The organism is Guptibacillus algicola (assembly GCF_020171805.1).
Lineage (GTDB): Bacteria > Bacillota > Bacilli > Bacillales > Guptibacillaceae > Guptibacillus > Guptibacillus algicola.
In genome coordinates, this window is sequence record NZ_JAIVAF010000003.1 from 795,688 (window position 1) to 814,157 (window position 18,470).

An 18,470-nucleotide genomic window follows, 5' to 3' on the forward strand; every position below is an offset into this window, starting at 1 on the left:
GGAGGTTCCTAATGAATCATCTTGAAGAAGTACTAGAAAATAAATCTAAAGAAATTGAATCTGGTGGTGCAGAAAAATATCATCAGAAACTGAAAGAAACAAACAAAATGTTTGTACGCGATCGTTTGAACCTATTATTTGATAACGGTCAATATACGGAAGACGGCAAATTTGCAAACAACCTTGCGAACGACTTGCCTGCTGACGGTGTCGTTACTGCAATAGGTAAGGTGAACGGTGAAAAGGTATGTGTGATGGCTAATGATTCTACTGTTAAGGCAGGTTCGTGGGGAGCAAGAACGGTTGAGAAGATCATTCGCATTCAAGAAACTGCGATGAATCTTAAAGTGCCGATCTTGTATCTCGTTGACTCGGCTGGTGCAAGAATCACTGACCAACTAGAAATGTTCCCAAATCGTAGAGGAGCAGGTAAAATCTTTCACAATCAGGTGAAGATGTCTGGTATGGTCCCACAAGTTTGTTTATTGTTTGGTCCATCTGCTGCAGGTGGTGCGTACATACCAGCATTCTGCGATATCGTTGTAATGGTAGATAAGAATGCCTCTATGTACCTTGGCTCGCCGCGTATGGCTGAGAAGGTTATTGGGGAAAAGGTATCGCTTGAGGAAATGGGCGGTGCTAAGATGCATTGTAGTACGAGTGGTTGCGGCGATGTGCTCGCTGAAAATGAAGAGCACGCGATCCAACTAGGGCGTCAATACTTAAGCTATTTTCCAGGTAACTTTCACAAAAGAACACCTGAATTAGAAGGGAAACTTCCTTCATTAGAAAAATCGATTACTGATATCGTTCCTGAGAATCAGAATGCACCATTCAACATGTATGATTTGATCGATGCGTTAGTAGACGGCGAGAGCTTCTTTGAAATGAAGAAACTTTTCGCACCTGAGTTAATCACGGGATTTGCACGAATCGACGGTAAGGTTGTTGGTTTGATCGCTAATCAGCCGAAGGTAAAAGGCGGCGTCCTGTTTGTTGATTCAGCTGATAAAGGTGCTAAATTCATACAGCTTTGTGATGCTTATCATATACCACTCGTATTCCTTGCCGACGTTCCTGGATTCATGATCGGGACAAAAGTTGAAAGTGCAGGTATCATAAGACACGGTGCAAAGCTGATCGCAGCAATGAGCTCAGCAACGGTACCAAAAATATCTGTAGTTGTTCGAAAGGCTTATGGAGCTGGCCTATATGCTATGGCAGGACCTGCGTTTGAGCCAGACTGCTGTATCGCGTTACCGACAGCACAAATCGCAGTAATGGGACCTGAAGCAGCCGTCAATGCTGTTTATGCGAACAAAATTAATGCAATTGAAGATCCGAAAGAACGAATTGAATATGTTAAAGAAAAGCATAAAGAATACAAAGAACATATCGATATTTACAAACTCGCATCCGAGTTAATCGTCGATGATATCGTTCCTGGTAGTGAACTAAGAGAAGTTCTTGTTGATCGACTTTCTTATTATGAGTCGAAAGAAATGAGTGCACCGGATAAGAAACATCCTGTTTATCCAGTTTAATAGCACCGAAAAATCCCTTAACATAACAGTTAAGGGATTTTTTTGATCAACTAAATGAAAAATTGTGCTAAACTAGCATTATTATTAGTGCTTTTGACCTGTTAGAGAGGTGTATTGCGTTGAATATTACGATTATTGGAGCGGGTGCGATCGGTCTTCTCTTGGGTGCTAAATTATCTTCATCAGGTCATACGATCACGATGGTCACCCGTCGAGAAGACCAAGCGAAAAACCTCCAACAAAAAGGCATTCGGTATAAAAATGGAGACTTAGAAAAGACGTACGAGGTACACGCATCTACATCCTTATCGGCTGATCCTGATATCGTTATCGTTGCAGTGAAATCTTACAATGTTAAAGATGTGATCTCATCCATTACGCATACATATGGAACGAGAAAGTCGCCTGAACTGTTATTCATTCCAAATGGAATGGAGCATGTTCGCTACCTTGACTCATTGGTTCAACCTGTTTCTGTTGGAACTGTCAAGCATGGCGCAAAAAAGTGTGATGATATTACTGTCATTCATACAGGAGAAGGAAGCTTGAACGTTAGCAGTTACTCTGGGCTATGTACTGCTATAGGTGAACTTAACAATAGTTTGTCGATCGAATATAAGGACAACTGGTACAAGTTATTGGCGGAGAAACTGATCATAAACTGCGGAATCAATCCTTTAACAGCCCTTTTCCAAATTTCAAATGGTGAATTGCTAACAAACCCGAGGTTTTTTGGACTTTTGAGAGAATTAATAAAAGAGTCCAGTAACGTGCTGGATCTTGAATTCGAAGAGTCCTGGAACAGAGTTCAGCATGTATGTAAACTTACAGCCATGAATACTTCCTCGATGTTGGCAGATGTCCGTGCAGCCCGGAGAACCGAGATCGATGCAATCTCAGGATTCGTATTGAAAGAAGCTTCTTTAAAAGGAATGGATGTACCATTCACTCGGTTTGTGTTCGATGCGATTAAAGGTTTGGAATTAAAGATGGAGGAGAGGCTGTAATGGGAGATGTCTTGATTGGCATTGTTGCGACAGCTGTAACAGCACCGCTTCTTGCTTGGTACATCGTCTATATTATTACTGTGAAAGTTACGAAGAAAAAGAAGTATTCAATCAGGCTTGCCACTGATTTATCAACCTTGTTTTTTATACTGAGCGTCCATTTTATTTGCGTTGAATTATTTCAACGTTCCTATCTATGGATCATCTTCATTCTTATGCTGATTATTGCAGTTGCCTTCACAGTTCTACATTGGAAGACAAAAGAAGATATCAGTATTAGAAAAGTGATGAAAGGTGCCTGGCGTTTTAATTTTCTCGTCTTTTCAACAGGATATGTTTTATTATTGCTTATTGGGTTAGCGCACCGAATTGCTACGGTGTAACTCATAAGCTTTTTTTTTGGTAGCAGTGGGAACAGTTTGATATACTAACTAAGGATTATGATGGCGGAATATCGTATTTGTGTCGAGAAAGGAAGAAATAGTAATGAAACTCACCGAAACTTTCCTTCCGGGAACAAATGTAATTGCTACAGATTACATCGAGAGGAAAAAAAGCATCTCAGCTTTTTTTGACTATACATATCAAAAAATAGAGTCTTACGAAGAGCGCTACCAGGAATTGATGGGGCGTGATTTTGAACGTGCGAAAGTAGCAGATCATCTTGATGCGTTCAATCGCGTTTATAATCCTGATGAGAAGACGTTGAAGAATATTGAAAGATTAAAAAGAGAGGACGCTGTAACCGTTGTTGGTGGCCAACAAGCTGGTGTAATGACAGGACCACTATACACGATCTATAAAGCTATATCTGTTATTAAACTTGCTGAAGAAAAAGAAAAAGAACTAGGCGTTCCAGTTATCCCGGTATTTTGGATTGCAGGTGAGGATCATGATTTTCATGAGATTAACCATGTGTATACGTTCAGCGAAAAAGAAAACAAAGTAGCAGTACCTCAAAAGCAATACCGAAAACAGGCGCTATCGGATATAGAGCTTGATCAGACAAAAATGAAAGAATGGACAGATGAGATTCTTCACGAATTTGGTGAGACCTCATATACAAGTGACATTCGAGAGTGGCTTGAAAGCATTTCAGACCACTCAGTAACGTTTGTCGACCACTTTTGTCATATTGTAACGAAACTGTTTTCGAAGTACGGTCTCGTTCTTGTTGATTCAGGGAACGAAGCTTTTCGAGCTCAGCAAACCAAGATGTTTAAGAATATCATAAATGACAATGAAGCACTTAACCAGCGGGTTCTCGAGCAAGCTGCTTCGCTCCATGAGCTTGAGTATCCTGTAGAGGTTGACCTAGAAGAGAATCAGGCTAATTTATTTGTGAAAGTAAAAGGGGAGAGAGTTCTATTAGAGCGTAATGGTACTATGTTCAAGGGAAAAGCGGGAGAAGTCGAGTACTCAAAAGAGGAATTGCTTCAAATAGCTGAAGAAGAACCTGGGAAGTTGAGTAATAATGTCGTCACGAGACCTATTATGCAGGACGCGATGTTTCCTGTGCTAGCTTTTGTCGGTGGACCTGGTGAACTTTCTTATTGGGCATTGTTGAAACCAGCTTTTCGAACCTTTGACTTTAAATTGCCTGTCATCGTTCCTCGAATGACTTTCACGTTTGTGGAACGTCATATTCAAAAGGATGCTTCTGAGCTATCGTTGAATATAGAGGATGTTGTCAAACAAGGTGTTTCCGAAGATCGAAAGCGGTATGTTCAAAATCTTGATCACTACGGCCTAGAAGAAGCTTTCTCTAGTGCTTCTGAAAAGATCGAAAGCATACATGAAGATTTAAGGGAGTTAACTAGCAAGATCGACAAGGGACTTGAGAGTTATTCAAACAAAAATGGAGAGTTTATCCAAAGGCAGCTTGAATTACTTCAGAAAAGATTGCAAAACACGATAATAGAGCGACATGAACATACACTTCGTAAGTTCAGTGAGATCGGACTTGCGTTAAAACCAAATGGAGCTCCACAGGAAAGAAAATGGAACATTGTGTATTACTTGAACTGGCACGGTCCTGACTTCATCGATCGTATAATGAAGTTAGACTTATCCATTAATGAAAATCACAAAGTTGTTTATTTGTAAAAAAATAATAAAATTTTCTCAAAAAATCCTGCTGATCACAGCAGGATTTTTATTTTGGTGCACGAATACATTTTCTAGTGGTGAAAAGTGGGGAGTTGTGGTAACTTAAAGGTAGAAAGTGGGGAAGGTGGGGAAAGCCAATGTTCATGGGGGAATATCAGCATACTGTTGATGAAAAAGGTAGAATGATTATTCCCGCAAAGTTTCGTGATGAACTTGGTGACACATTTGTCCTTACTCGTGGGCTTGATAAATGTATTTTTGGTTATCCTATGAAAGAATGGGAAGCCCTTGAAGAGAAAATGAAAACACTCCCTTTTACAAAGAAAGATGCACGTGCTTTTACCAGATTCTTTTTCTCAGGTGCTACAGAATGTCAGTTGGACAAGCAAGGCAGGGTAAATATTGCTGGTACTCTTAGACAATATGCTGAGCTCGAGAAGGAATGCGTTGTCATTGGTGTTTCAAACAGGTTAGAGATTTGGAGTAAGCCGGTTTGGGAAGACTACTTCAATGCCTCAGAAGAATCATTCTCTGAGATTGCAGAAAGCATGATGGATTTTGACTTGTAGAAGGTTAATATGCAGTGAAGGTTAAGGTGTAAACATGTTTGAACATATTACAGTTTTAAAAGAAGAAGCGGTCGACGCACTAAACATTAAAGAAGATGGCATTTACGTAGACTGTACACTCGGTGGGGGAGGTCATTCTAAAGCAATACTCGACCGATTGAGTACAGGGCATCTTTATGCATTTGACCAAGATCAGTGGGCGATTGATAATGCGAAAACGGTATTAGCGGGTTATGAAGACAAGCTTACTGTCGTAGAACGTAATTTTAGCTATATTAAAGAAGCCCTTTCAGATCTTGGAGTAGAAAAAGTAGACGGCATTCTTTTCGATCTTGGTGTCTCATCCCCTCAGCTTGATAAAGGAGAGCGCGGATTTAGTTATCAGTTTGATGCAAAGCTCGATATGCGAATGGATCAAACATCTGATTTGACCGCATACGAGGTAGTGAACGAGTGGGAATATGAACGGCTCGTATCCATCTTCTTCAAATTTGGCGAAGAGAAATTCTCAAAGCAAATCGCGCGAAAAATTGAAAAAGCAAGAGAACAACAGCCGATCGAAACAACTTTCGAACTCGTGGAAATCATTAAGGATGCCATTCCTGCTCCAGCGAGAAGGAAAGGTGGACACCCTGCTAAGCGCATTTTCCAGGCGATTAGAATTGCGGTGAATGATGAGCTTAAGGTATTTGAGCAAGCTTTAATCGATGGGATGTCGATTCTAAACCCAGGTGGACGAATCAGCGTAATCACATTCCACTCTCTTGAAGACAGAATTTGCAAGACAACGATGAAAGAAGCAGCCTCTGGACCAGAATTACCGCCAGGCATGCCAATCATACCGGATGAGTATCAACCGGAGATGAAATTGGTTACAAGAAAACCGATTCTACCTTCTGAAGAAGAACAAGAAGGCAATCGTCGGGCACGATCAGCAAAGCTTCGCATTGCAGAAAAGATATAAAAGAAAAATATAAAAAGATAAATAAAAACTTTAAGAAAGTGTTAGGGGGAAAAGAATGAGTAACCTGGCGTATAAGTATCAACAGCAGCATTCAGAGAAGCAACAAGTTGAAGTACAGAAAAAAGCAGTTTATGTTCAACGTGGAAAAATCACGAAAGGGGAAAAGCTGCTTTGGATGACGCTTTGTATTGCAGTTGTAGCAGCTTCGATCGTCATGATTTCTAATTATGCATCGATCTATAACATCAATACGAGTATCCAACAGGTTGAATCAAAGCAGCAGGCTCAAATGAAACAAAACGAAGAGCTTCAGGTGAAAGTGACAGAATTAAGTGCACCAGATCGAATTATTGATATTGCTGAAGAGAAACTTGGCATGCAGCTGAATGATCAAAACGTAGAAGTGATCAACAGAGGATCATAAATTCGGAGGTTTGCACTGAAATGAAGGAAACAAATAAGAACCCACATATTAATCGAGGAGCAGGGATAATGATGGCACTTTTCGTCCTGCTCTTTTTTGCTTTTATTGGACGTTTTTTCTATATCGAATGGACACAAACTGTTTCAGGAGAAGATGGAGAAAAAGTAGACTTAACGGAACTAGGTAAAGAAAAGTGGACCAAAAGTAGAATTCTTCATGCAGATCGAGGGACGATCTACGATCGAACTGGGGAAAAAGCTCTCGCAATGGATATTCCTTCATTTACGCTTAGAGCGATTCTGAGCGATGGATATGAGGAGCATGTGGAGGATATAGATAAGACCGCAAGTGAACTTGCGACTATCTTAGATATGAGTGAGAAAGAAATTAAAGAACGCCTCTCGAGAGAAGGCCTCTTCCAGGTAGAATTTGGTTCTGAGGGGAAAGACTTAAGCTTAACTGAGAAAGAGCAGATCGAAAAGCTCGATCTTCCTGGGATAGGATTCATTCCATCGAAAACGAGGTTGTACCCGAATGATGAGTTTGCCTCTCACGTTTTAGGTTTTACAAATGAAAACGACGATGGTGTTCAAGAAGGTTTGCTAGGACTAGAAAAACGATTGAACAAGTACCTTCTTCCTCAAGAAGGGAAAGAAACATACCAGACGGATCGAAAGGGCTATAAGCTCCCGTATGGTAATGACAACATTGCACCTTCCAAAAGAGGGAATGATGTGTACTTAACGATCGACGAAAAGATACAGTTGTTTGTAGAGAGGGCGATGGATAAGGTTCAGGAGGAATATAACCCAGTACGAATGACTGCGATCGTAGCAGATCCTGACACGGGTAAAATCCTTGCGCTAGGTACCAGACCTACGTTTAATCCAAACAAGAAGAACATTGAAGATTACACGAACATGGCGATTTCACCTTACGAACCCGGCTCTACAATGAAGGTGTTCACACTCGCGTCAGCGATTGAAGAAGGTGTTTATAACGGAGATGAACTCTATCAATCTGGTAGATATGCCGTTCCAGGAGGTACTGTTCCCGACCATAACTATGGTAAAGGGTGGGGTATGATTAGTTTTGATGAAGGTGTTCAAAAATCCTCGAACGTGGCGATGTCCATTCTAGTAAAAGAAAAACTAGGTTATGATACGTATCGAGATTATCTTTCTAAATTTAGATTTGATAAGAAAACCGGGATTGATCTTCCTGGGGAAGGTTCTTCAAGAATTATTTACGGTGGAGATCTTGAACGAATATCCACAGGTTTTGGTCAAGGCTCTACCATAACACCGATTCAACAGATTCAAGCTGCGACCGCGGTTGCAAACGGTGGAAAAATGATGAAGCCTTATGTGATCGAAAAAATCGTTGACCCTGATTCAAAGGACGTTAAGTTAAATCATGAACCTGAAGTAGCTGGCGAACCAATTTCAAGTGAAACTGCTAAGAAAACTAGAGACATTTTACGTACTGTTGTAACCGAGGGTACCGGTACCCCTTACGATATCGAAGGATACTCCATTGCCGGTAAAACAGGGACGGCTCAAATATCTGAAGGAGCAAAAGGATATATGAGTGGATACGGTAACAACATATTTTCTTTCCTTGGAATGGCTCCAGCTGAAGACCCTGAATTACTAGTTTACGTGGCTGTCGATCGACCGGACCTCGAATACCCTGAATTAGGGAGCGATCCTGTTGCAACAATTTTCAACACAGTAATGAAAAATAGTTTGCAGTATTTAAACATCGATCCATTACAAGAAAATACTAAAGAGAAGTCTGAAGCTACAAACGACAATGTTAAAAAGATTGAAGACTTCACGGGACAAGATATCAATAAAGTAGAGAAAGAGCTGAAAGAAGATGGCTTTAACGTTACGGTATTAGGAGGTTCAGGAGAAGTAGTAAAACAATCGCCTCATCCAGAATCTGAAGTCCTCGAAGGAGAACGAATTCTTTTACGAACAAAAGGTGACGTATCGATGCCTGATATTACAGGCTGGTCTTTAACAGACGTAATGAAACTTGTTGAGTTAATGGAACTGAAACCTAACATTATGGGTGCAGGCTATGTAGCGAAGCAAGGTATCGCCAAAGGTGCCGTTGTCAAAGAAGGAGATTATCTCGTAGCAGAGCTAAAGAAACCTTCTCCTGAACCTACTGATGAAGACAAAGAAGATGAAGAAACAACAGAAGAACCGATCACGGACTAGCAGGTCTAATAGATAGGAAAATGACATATAGTGAAACGAGCATAATCAGAGAGGATGAGCTTATGCGCGTTTCCAATGTCACTGTCAGGAGAAGACTTGTTGTAGCACTACTTGTAGGCTTGTTTATATTCGCAGTGATCGTAACACGACTTGGTTACGTTCAACTTGTTATGGGTAACTGGCTCAGTGAAAAAGCGAAAGATTCGTGGAGCAGAAATATTCCATTCGAACCGAATAGAGGAGAGATCCTTGATCGTAATGGCGTTCCATTGGCTACGAATATCAGTGCTCCATCCGTTTTGATCGTGCCAAGACAGGTACAGAACCCTGCTTCAACAGCGGAAGCTATTGCAGCATCACTGAATACGAGTAAAGAGAAAGTCTACGAAACGATAACCCAGAAGCAGTCGATGGTTTGGATACGCCCTGAAGGTAAGAAAATGACGAACGAGAAAGCGAATGAAATACGAAAGATGAACCTTCCTGGTGTCTATATTGCAGAAGACAACAAAAGACATTATCCGAATGGGTCTTTCCTCTCGCACGTTCTTGGATTTAGCGGCATCGATAATCAAGGTTTAACGGGGATCGAGTTGTATTATGATGAAGAATTAAGTGGTGAACAAGGTCAGGTAGAATATTATGCAGATGCTAAAGGGAAGAGGATGCCTTCTCTTGCTGACGATTATACTAAACCCATCGATGGCTTGGATCTACGCTTGACGATTGATTCGAAGGTTCAAACGATTATAGAACGTGAACTCGATATCGCAGAAGCCACCTATAATCCTGATGGTGCTGTAGCAATCGCAATGAACCCAAATACGGGAGAAATCCTCGGTATGGCATCTCGCCCTGATTTCAACCCAGAACATTTTCAAGATTTCTCACCAGATATCTGGAATCAAAATAAACCGGTCTGGAGCACGTATGAGCCAGGGTCAACATTCAAGATCATCACGCTTGCAGCTGCAATTGAAGAAGGCAAGGTTGACCTTGAAAATGACCACTTTCACGATCCAGGTAGCATCGAAGTAGCAGGACGTAAGCTGAAATGTTGGAAGAGTGGAGGACATGGGAGCCAAACATTCTTAGAAGGTGTCCAAAATTCATGTAACCCAGGGTTCGTTATGCTCGGTGAAAGACTAGGGAAAGAAAAACTATTTTCATATATTCACAAATTTGGATTTGGTGAGAAGACAGGAATCGATTTACAAGGTGAAGCAAGTGGTATTCTATTCGATGTGAAAAACGTTGGTCCATTAGAACTTGCTACTACTGCATTTGGTCAAGGTGTATCTGTCACTCCGATCCAGCAAGTAACTGCCGTCTCAGCTGCAGTTAACGGTGGGACGTTATACGAACCCTATATTGCAAAAGAATGGATCGATCCTGATACTGGTGCTGTAATTAGTAAAAACACACCACAAGTGAAGCGACAGGTCATCAGAGAAGAAACTTCAAAAGAAGTACGACATGCGCTAGAAACAGTGGTAGCACTCGGAACTGGAAAAAATGCGTTCGTAGAAGGATACAGGGTCGGTGGGAAAACAGGTACAGCTCAAAAAGCAAAAGATGGTGCTTATCTAAAGAACAACCATATCGTTTCTTTTATAGGAATTGCCCCTGCGGATGATCCGCAAATTGTGGTGTATACAGCGATAGATAATCCGAAAGATACACTGCAATTTGGTGGCGTTGTCGCCGCTCCAATTGTTGGAAATATAATTAATGATAGTTTGACGGTTATGGATGTCCCAAAGAGGGAAGATCAAATTGAGAAAGAAAAAACATGGTTAGATGAAGAGACGATTGAAATGCCAAACCTTGTGGGAATGAGCTCCAAAGAAATAAGGCAGGCCATGTACAATTTGAAAATTGAAGCGAGTGGTGATGGAGATACAGTTGTTGCACAAGCACCAGATCCGGGTGTAAAATTACCTGCAGGCTCTGAAATCAGACTTTATATGGGTGACAAATAGTCACTCTGTGAGTACAATAAGTATGAAACAAGCCAAGGCATATGCTCTTGGCTTGTTTTCTGAAAAAGTCAGCAAACTAGAAAGGTGATCAAAGATGAGACTAGATGATCTACTTCATGCATTATTTACATATAAAAAGCTTGGACGTGGAAATCCAGAAATTGCGTCAGTTGAAAGCGATAATCGCAATGTAACCAAAGGCAGCTTGTTTGTTTGCATTCCTGGTTACACGGTTGATGGTCATGATTTTGCGGAGGATGCAGTTCGTAAAGGAGCGGTTGCCGTTGTCGCTCAAAAAGAACTAGATCTTGATGTTCCTGTTATCCTCGTTAAAGATACGCATCGATCGTTAGCGGAGATCGCGAATCACTTCTATCAGAATCCGACTGGAGCATTTAACTTGATCGGAGTAACGGGCACGAATGGAAAAACGACTGTTTCCCATTTGATCGAGAAAGTGCACCGTGATCAGAATCAAAAAACAGGATTGATAGGAACGATCAATATAAAAATCGGAGAAGAAGAGTTTGAAACCAAAAACACGACTCCAGAACCACTTCTTTTACAGAAGCGATTTGCAAACATGAGAGATCATGGCGTAGATACTGCTGTAATGGAAGTGTCTTCACATGCCTTAACGCTTGGGAGAGTCCGTGGTTGTGATTATGATATCGCAGTATTCACGAACTTAACGCAGGATCATTTAGATTATCATGGCACGATGGAAGAGTATCGTCAGGCGAAAGGTCTTTTATTCTCTCAATTAGGCAATACATATGATACAGGCCGTAAGAAGGTCGCTGTATTAAATGCGGATGACCCTGTTAGTTCTGATTACGAGAAGATGACTTCTGCACATATCTTCACATACGGAATTGATAAAGAAGCAGATGTTAAAGCAGAAGATATCTCATTCTCAGCGAATGGGACAAGATTTAGACTGCTTACGCCTGAAGGGGAAGAAGACGTTAAGATCAAGCTTACAGGCAAGTTTAGTGTATACAATGCTCTTGCTGCAATCTCTGCTTGTAGGGCTGCAGACATCCCATTACATGCAATCCTGAAAAGCCTAGAAGGAATTCAGGGCGTTCCAGGACGTTTTGAATTGGTCGATGAGGGGCAGAACTTCCCTGTTATCGTAGATTATGCACACACGCCTGACAGTCTCGAGAATGTTCTTTCTACCGTAAAAGAAATGGCGCAAGGGAATGTATTTGCAGTGGTTGGTTGTGGAGGAGATCGTGATCGTACAAAGCGACCACTTATGGCAAAGATTGCTACAAAGATAGCAGATACAACCGTTCTTACTTCTGATAACCCTAGAAGTGAAGATCCAGAAAGAATTTTAGACGATATGGTTGAGGGTGCAGATGGACATTTTGTTCGAATAACTGATCGTGCACAAGCGATCGCTCATGCAATTAATGAAGCAACGGAAGGTGATGTTGTATTGATTGCTGGGAAGGGTCATGAAACGTACCAGATTATCGGTGAGAAGGTTCATGATTTCGATGACCGTCATGTGGCACGTCAGGCAATAAAGGGGAAGAAAGCATGAAGTTTCAATCAAATTTACTAGACAACTTTTCGAATGCTTCAGCAAAAACGGATATCAACTTTGAGGGCATTGCAACAGATACGCGTAAAGATTGCACAAATAAACTGTTTGTACCAATCGTTGGCGAAGTGTATGACGGCCATCGCTTTATTGATAAAGCGATAGAAAATGGGGCGACTGGGACGCTTTGGGATGAATCGAAGTCGTTTCCTAAGGACCTTGAAGGCAAAATTGCAGTTTATTATGTGAAAGACACAACAGAAGGGTTGCAAAACCTTGCGAAAGCCGTGCTCAATACACATAAGCCTTACGTGGTTGGCGTTACAGGTAGTAATGGTAAAACAACTGTAAAAGATATGTTAGAAGCGGTTCTTAGTACGAAATATAAAACATATAAAACTCAAGGGAATTTAAATAATCACTGGGGTCTACCGATGACAATCCTTGAGATGCCAGAAGATACGGATTTGCTAATTTTAGAAATGGGTATGAGCTCGCAAGGGGAAATTTCACTACTATCATCGATCGCTCGTCCTGATGTGGCAGTCATCACGAATATTGGTGAGTCACATCTTCTTCAGCTTGGCAGTAAAGAAAATATTGCAAAAGCAAAGATGGAGATTATAGATGGGCTAAAAGAAAATGGGTCATTGATTATCGACGGAGATGAACCATTATTATCACCGGTCAAGAGCCGCGCTATTTCGTGTGGATATGAAGATCAAAACAATCTTCAAATCAGCCATGTTTCTCAACTAGAGAAAGGTTTTAGTTTTACTCTTGTAAACGAAGAAAAGCCGTTCGAAATCCACTTATTAGGGAAGCATAATGTTAAGAATGCGCTCTTTAGTATTGTCGCTGGTAGAAAGCTTGGAATTGAGGAAGATGCTATCAGGTCCTCGCTTTCTTCATTGAAATTAACTGGAATGAGACTTGAACAGTATACGAGTAGTAATGGGGCATTGATCATCAATGATGCATATAACGCAAGCCCAACATCTATGAGAGCAGCAATTGAAACGCTTAGTGAACTTGAAGGTTACAAGAAGAAGATTGCAGTATTAGGTGACATGTATGAGCTTGGTGATAAAGAAGAAGAGCTGCATCGAGACATCGCTAACTCAGTCAGCAATGAGTTAACTGAAGTTGTTACTGTTGGTGAAAAAGGTAAATGGATCTACGAAGAGATGAAAACGAATGAAGCAGTAAGTGTTCCTGCTGTTTCCTTTGCCACGAAAGAAGAGGCTTCATCATATTTAATGGACCGCCTTGATAAAGAGACAGCAGTTCTATTAAAAGCTTCGAGAGGCCTCGGGCTTGAAACGATCATTAAGGCAATAGGGAATTAATTTTTGAGGAGGCAGGACATTGATTGAACGTTTATTAATTTTTAGTTTACTAGCATCATTTATTATCGCAGTACTGGTTTCGCCAGTCTTTATTCCTTTCTTAAGGAGATTGAAATTCGGTCAAAGTATACGAGATGAAGGACCTAAGTCGCACCAGAAAAAATCAGGTACCCCGACGATGGGCGGACTTATTATCATACTTGCTATTATTATTGGTACGGTAGCAATCGCTTTGAAATACGATGAGATATCTATAGAAATCTGGCTCTTGCTCTTTGTAACGATTGGGTACGGCTTAATTGGTTTCCTTGATGATTTCATTAAGGTAGTAAAAAAACGTAACCTTGGGTTAACGTCTAAACAAAAGCTACTCGGTCAGGTGTTTATCGCAATTCTCGTTTATTTCGGACTACGGACGATTGGCTTCGATACTGCTATTCACGTTCCTGGTACAGATTTTAGTTTCGATCTTGGAATTGGCTACGTTGTTTTGCTGTTCATCATGCTTGTTGGTGCTTCTAACGCAGTCAACTTAACAGACGGTCTCGATGGACTCGTGGCAGGAACAGCAGCGATTGCATTTGGAGCATTTGCAATCCTAGCAGCGGCTACATACATGTACGATGTAGCAATATTTTCTGTCAGTGTTGTAGGAGCAGTTCTTGGTTTTCTCGTATTTAATGCGCATCCAGCAAAAGTATTTATGGGTGACACAGGCTCCCTTGCTTTAGGTGGAGCTTTAGCGGCAGTGGCGATTATGACCAAGCTCGAATTATTGTTAGTCGTGATTGGTGGCGTATTTGTAATTGAAACGTTATCTGTCATCATTCAGGTCGCTTCATTTAAAACAACGGGTAACCGCGTCTTCAAAATGAGCCCACTCCATCACCACTATGAATTATCTGGCTGGACAGAATGGCGTGTTGTTGCGACATTTTGGACTGTTGGCTTGATTTGTGCAGCATTAGGAATCTATCTTGAGGTGTGGTTGTAATGAAAAATCAAGAAGTTTACAAACAACGTTCTGTATTAGTGATGGGCATCGCTAAGAGTGGATATGCAGCAGCAAAGCTGCTCCGCTCTCTTGGTGCTAACGTCATCGTAAATGATCGAGAAGAGGTTGCAAACAACCCGAAAGCAATGGAGCTACTTGAAGATGGCTTTACTGTTGTTGGAGGTGGTCACCCTCTTTCATTACTAGAAGGAATCGATCTTATTGTAAAAAACCCAGGCATTCCTTACCACAACCCACTTTTAAAAGAAGCTGAAGCAAAAGAAATTCCCATTATTACAGAAGTAGAGGTTGCTGGAAAAATTTCTGAAGCTCCGTTCATCGCGATTACAGGTTCAAACGGGAAGACGACGACTACCACTCTAATAGGAGAGCTCTTAAGTGGGACGAGTTCGAACCCTGTCGTAGCTGGTAACATTGGTACGGTTGTATGTGAAGTTGCTGCTAAAGCAACGCGGGACCAAACGCTTGTCACAGAGCTTTCTAGTTTTCAACTTCAAGGCACAGAGGAATTTCACCCTCACATATCTGTTCTACTTAACATTTATGAAGCACACCTTGATTACCACGGTTCAAAAGAAGCTTATGCACATGCAAAAGCTCAGATATTTGCAAATCAAACATCTGAAGACTATGCCGTTTATAATGCAGATGACCCGCTTGTTTCGGAGTTTGCCGAAGCATCAGATGCGACCCTCGTACCTTTTTCTGCAACGAGTCAGATAAAATCTGGGGTTTGCATCCTTGATGGTGTAATCACATACAAAGGTGAAAGAGTGATTGAAATCGCTGACCTCTCAATGAAGCAGAACGTAGAGAATACGCTTGCTGCTATTGCGGTTGCGAAACTATCTGGTGTTACGAATGAAAAGATTTATGAGGAGCTCACAAATTTTCATGGAGTAAAGCATCGACTGCAATTCGTTGGAGAAGCGAAGGGCAGGAAGTTTTTCAACGATTCAAAAGCAACGAACTCGATTGCAACGAAGAAGGCTCTTGACTCGTTTGATCATCCCGTTGTCCTATTGGCAGGAGGGTTGGATAGAGGAAATGATTTTGATGACCTCATTCCATATTTTCAAGAGAAAGTGAAACACTTGATAACATTTGGTGAAACAGCACCGAAACTTCAGGAAACTGCAAATAATGCAGGATTGAAGAACGTTACAATTGTCGATAATGTAGAAAAAGCTGTTCCGACAGCTTTCAATCTTTCAAATGAGGGTGATGTAATCCTATTATCACCTGCATGTGCAAGTTGGGATCAATATAAAACGTTTGAAGAGCGCGGTGACATTTTTATTGAAGCAATGCATAAACTCTAATGAAAGGTTGTCATGCTTATCCTAGTTAGGGGGTAAGTAAATCGACGATAACGGGGTGTGGATTCATTGCCGAAAACAAAATCAACGCCGGACTTAGTCTTTTTAACTGTGACACTTGCTCTACTAGCGATCGGATTAGTGATGGTCTATAGTGCTAGTGCGGTATGGGCTTCTTATAAATTCGATGACGCCTTCTTTTTCGCGAAAAGACAGCTTTTATTTGCGGGAGTAGGAGTCGTTGCAATGTTCTTCGTGATGAATGTGGAATACTGGACATGGAGAACTTGGTCTAAGTTAGGGATTCTTATTTGCTTTCTCCTATTAATACTAGTCTTGATCCCAGGGGTAGGATTAGTAAGAGGGGGAGCGAGAAGCTGGTTAGGTGTTGGTGCGTTTTCAATCCAACCTTCTGAATTTACAAAGCTAGCGATGATTGCGTTTTTGGCAAAATACTTATCAGAAAACCAAAAGCGCATTACATCATTTAAAAAGGGACTTGTTCCTTCACTTGGTCTCGTAATGGTGGCATTTGCGATGATTATGCTCCAGCCTGACCTTGGTACAGGTGCGGTAATGGTTGGCACATGTGTTGTGATGATTTTCATTTCTGGTGCAAAGATTTCACATTTTGCATGGTTAGGTTTACTAGGGATAGCAGGGTTTGTAGGTTTAATCATATCCGCACCTTACCGAGTAGCAAGGATTACATCGTACCTCGACCCTTGGAGTGATCCACTTGGCAGTGGCTTCCAAATCATACAATCACTGTATGCGATTGGTCCAGGAGGATTGATGGGGCTCGGTCTAGGACAAAGCAGGCAAAAGTTCTATTACTTACCTGAACCCCAAACAGATTTTATTTTTGCTATTTTATCTGAGGAGCTAGGGTTTATAGGCGGAAGTTTCGTAATTCTGTTGTTTGCACTCCTCCTTTGGAGAGGAATCAGAATCGCATTACGTGCCCCCGATTTATTTGGCAGCTTGCTCGCAGTTGGCATTATCGGGATGGTCGCGATTCAAGTCATGATCAACATCGGGGTAGTTACTGGATTGATGCCTGTAACAGGTATCACCCTTCCCTTCTTAAGCTACGGAGGTTCCTCGTTAACGCTCATGCTCGTAGCGATGGGTGTCTTGCTTAATATCAGTCGATATGCAAAGTTTTAGCTAACTCTTCGTTGTAATTGCTGGTAAATCTACAGAGGATATTTCAAAGCACTAATCGCCGTGAAGCACACTGTGAAACATAATCAGAGAAGTCACCTCCAAACAGAATTTGAAATCGATGATGGATAAAAGCGCTCCGATTAATGGAGCGTTTTTTATATTGATATTCTTTTATTTAAGAAAGAGGCTAACTTAGTCGATATTTGACTTAGAAAACATTTTCTTCGTCTGGATAAAAAGCCCTAAAAATATGCTATAATGGTGAAAATAAGCAGCATTTCTTTATCATGCCGTGCGGTTGCCATGATATGAAATAGAACACTTTGAAGAATTATTTTTCAAGACGGGGGCAAAAGGATGGAAGATCGCAAAGTAGTAACGATAGAAGATCGGATTCCGACATTAAAAGCGCAGCGCAAACAGCGCGCAAATAGAAGACTGATCGTCTATTTATCAATCTTCTTCTTTTTAATTTTGTTGATTATTTACTTCCAATCTTCTTTAAGCCACATTCGGACGATCAGTATTTCAGGCAATAATTATATTGCTACAGATGAAATCGAGAAGATGAGTGGTCTTGATCAAAGTGTAAGCTTTTGGAACATTAATAAAAAAGAAGTAGTATCTCAAATTGAAAGTTCGAAAGAAATATCTAGTGCAATCGTTACTCGACAGTTTCCTGCAACGGTGAAAATAGAAGTAACTGAAAACGAGCGAGTTGCGTATCTGAAGAAGGGAAGCAAATTCTTCCCAATCCTCCAAACAGGAACAATACTAGATGCCTTAAAAAAAGGCGAAACCCCAGTTAACGCACCGATTCTTCTCCAATGGGATGAGAGCACAGAACTCCAAGAGATGGCAGGGGAGTTAAGGAAAGTTAAGATGAGTGTGATCAATCGAATTTCTGAAATTCACTATGAACCAAAAGGTGATAATGCCTTTAATCTTACGTTATTTATGAGTGATGGTTATGAAGTTCGGACAAGCATCAGTAGTTTTGCAGAAAGAATAAATGCCTATCCGTTAATTGTGAAAGAACTTCAGGATAAGCCAAAAGGTATTCTATATTTGAATGAAGGTAGCTGGCTCGAGCCATATGAAAAGGTAACAGAAGAGAAAAAAGAATCATGAGCGAGAAATTAACTATGAGTATCCTCCTAATGGACAAGTATGAGTGATTCAATACGAACCTTTATGGTTCAAGGAGTATGACTCTTTTCATTCCTATA

15 protein-coding genes are annotated in these 18,470 nt (G+C 41.0%); all 15 read left to right on the top strand.

The window, feature by feature from the left end; genetic code table 11:
* Window positions 1–11 precede the first annotated feature (11 nt).
* The 15 genes from LCM09_RS11745 (at window position 12) to LCM09_RS11815 (ending at window position 18,372) form a co-directional block, all read left to right on the top strand.
* Window positions 12–1,544, top strand: a complete 1,533-nt coding sequence (locus LCM09_RS11745; protein ID WP_224881854.1) for an acyl-CoA carboxylase subunit beta — start codon at window positions 12–14, stop codon at window positions 1,542–1,544.
* A 119-nt stretch (window positions 1,545–1,663) separates the two neighbouring features.
* Entirely contained in the window at window positions 1,664–2,551 is an 888-nt protein-coding gene (locus tag LCM09_RS11750) for a 2-dehydropantoate 2-reductase (RefSeq protein WP_224881855.1), read from the top strand.
* Entirely contained in the window at window positions 2,551–2,934 is a 384-nt protein-coding gene (locus tag LCM09_RS11755; RefSeq protein ID WP_224881857.1) for a DUF3397 domain-containing protein, read from the top strand. The genes LCM09_RS11750 and LCM09_RS11755 overlap by 1 nt, the downstream gene beginning before the upstream one ends.
* A 103-nt stretch (window positions 2,935–3,037) precedes the next feature.
* Window positions 3,038–4,657: a bacillithiol biosynthesis cysteine-adding enzyme BshC gene (bshC, locus tag LCM09_RS11760; RefSeq protein WP_224881858.1), complete on the top strand. Its 1,620-nt coding sequence runs from the start codon at window positions 3,038–3,040 to the stop codon at window positions 4,655–4,657.
* Between the two features lie 140 nt (window positions 4,658–4,797).
* The gene (mraZ, locus tag LCM09_RS11765; RefSeq protein ID WP_224881863.1) at window positions 4,798–5,229 is read left to right on the top strand and encodes a division/cell wall cluster transcriptional repressor MraZ; all 432 of its coding nucleotides are present in this window, start codon (window positions 4,798–4,800) and stop codon (window positions 5,227–5,229) included.
* A gap of 34 nt (window positions 5,230–5,263) precedes the next feature.
* Window positions 5,264–6,193: a 16S rRNA (cytosine(1402)-N(4))-methyltransferase RsmH gene (gene rsmH / locus LCM09_RS11770; RefSeq protein ID WP_224881871.1), complete on the top strand. Its 930-nt coding sequence runs from the start codon at window positions 5,264–5,266 to the stop codon at window positions 6,191–6,193.
* Window positions 6,194–6,248: 55 nt separating this feature from the next.
* Complete coding sequence (gene ftsL, locus LCM09_RS11775; protein WP_224881880.1) at window positions 6,249–6,617, top strand: cell division protein FtsL; 369 nt, start codon at window positions 6,249–6,251, stop codon at window positions 6,615–6,617.
* Window positions 6,618–6,637: 20 nt separating this feature from the next.
* Window positions 6,638–8,848 (top strand): penicillin-binding protein, encoded by a 2,211-nt coding sequence (locus tag LCM09_RS11780; RefSeq protein WP_224881882.1) that lies wholly within the window; start codon window positions 6,638–6,640, stop codon window positions 8,846–8,848.
* Between the two features lie 62 nt (window positions 8,849–8,910).
* Window positions 8,911–10,830 (top strand): stage V sporulation protein D, encoded by a 1,920-nt coding sequence (locus tag LCM09_RS11785; protein WP_224881884.1) that lies wholly within the window; start codon window positions 8,911–8,913, stop codon window positions 10,828–10,830.
* Between the two features lie 94 nt (window positions 10,831–10,924).
* On the top strand, window positions 10,925–12,388 hold the full coding sequence (locus tag LCM09_RS11790; protein ID WP_224881886.1) for a UDP-N-acetylmuramoyl-L-alanyl-D-glutamate--2,6-diaminopimelate ligase: 1,464 nt from the start codon (window positions 10,925–10,927) through the stop codon (window positions 12,386–12,388).
* Complete coding sequence (locus LCM09_RS11795; RefSeq protein WP_224881887.1) at window positions 12,385–13,737, top strand: UDP-N-acetylmuramoyl-tripeptide--D-alanyl-D-alanine ligase; 1,353 nt, start codon at window positions 12,385–12,387, stop codon at window positions 13,735–13,737. The genes LCM09_RS11790 and LCM09_RS11795 overlap by 4 nt, the downstream gene beginning before the upstream one ends.
* 19 nt (window positions 13,738–13,756) lie before the next feature.
* Window positions 13,757–14,731, top strand: a complete 975-nt coding sequence (gene mraY, locus LCM09_RS11800; protein WP_224881889.1) for a phospho-N-acetylmuramoyl-pentapeptide-transferase — start codon at window positions 13,757–13,759, stop codon at window positions 14,729–14,731.
* Complete coding sequence (gene murD / locus LCM09_RS11805) at window positions 14,731–16,074, top strand: UDP-N-acetylmuramoyl-L-alanine--D-glutamate ligase (protein WP_224881903.1); 1,344 nt, start codon at window positions 14,731–14,733, stop codon at window positions 16,072–16,074. Before mraY ends, murD begins: the two co-directional genes overlap by 1 nt.
* Before the next feature lie 66 nt (window positions 16,075–16,140).
* On the top strand, window positions 16,141–17,241 hold the full coding sequence (spoVE, locus tag LCM09_RS11810) for a stage V sporulation protein E (RefSeq protein WP_224881904.1): 1,101 nt from the start codon (window positions 16,141–16,143) through the stop codon (window positions 17,239–17,241).
* A 357-nt stretch (window positions 17,242–17,598) separates the two neighbouring features.
* Window positions 17,599–18,372, top strand: coding sequence for a cell division protein FtsQ/DivIB (locus LCM09_RS11815; protein ID WP_224881905.1), 774 nt, complete (start codon window positions 17,599–17,601; stop codon window positions 18,370–18,372).
* Window positions 18,373–18,470: the final 98 nt, after the last annotated feature.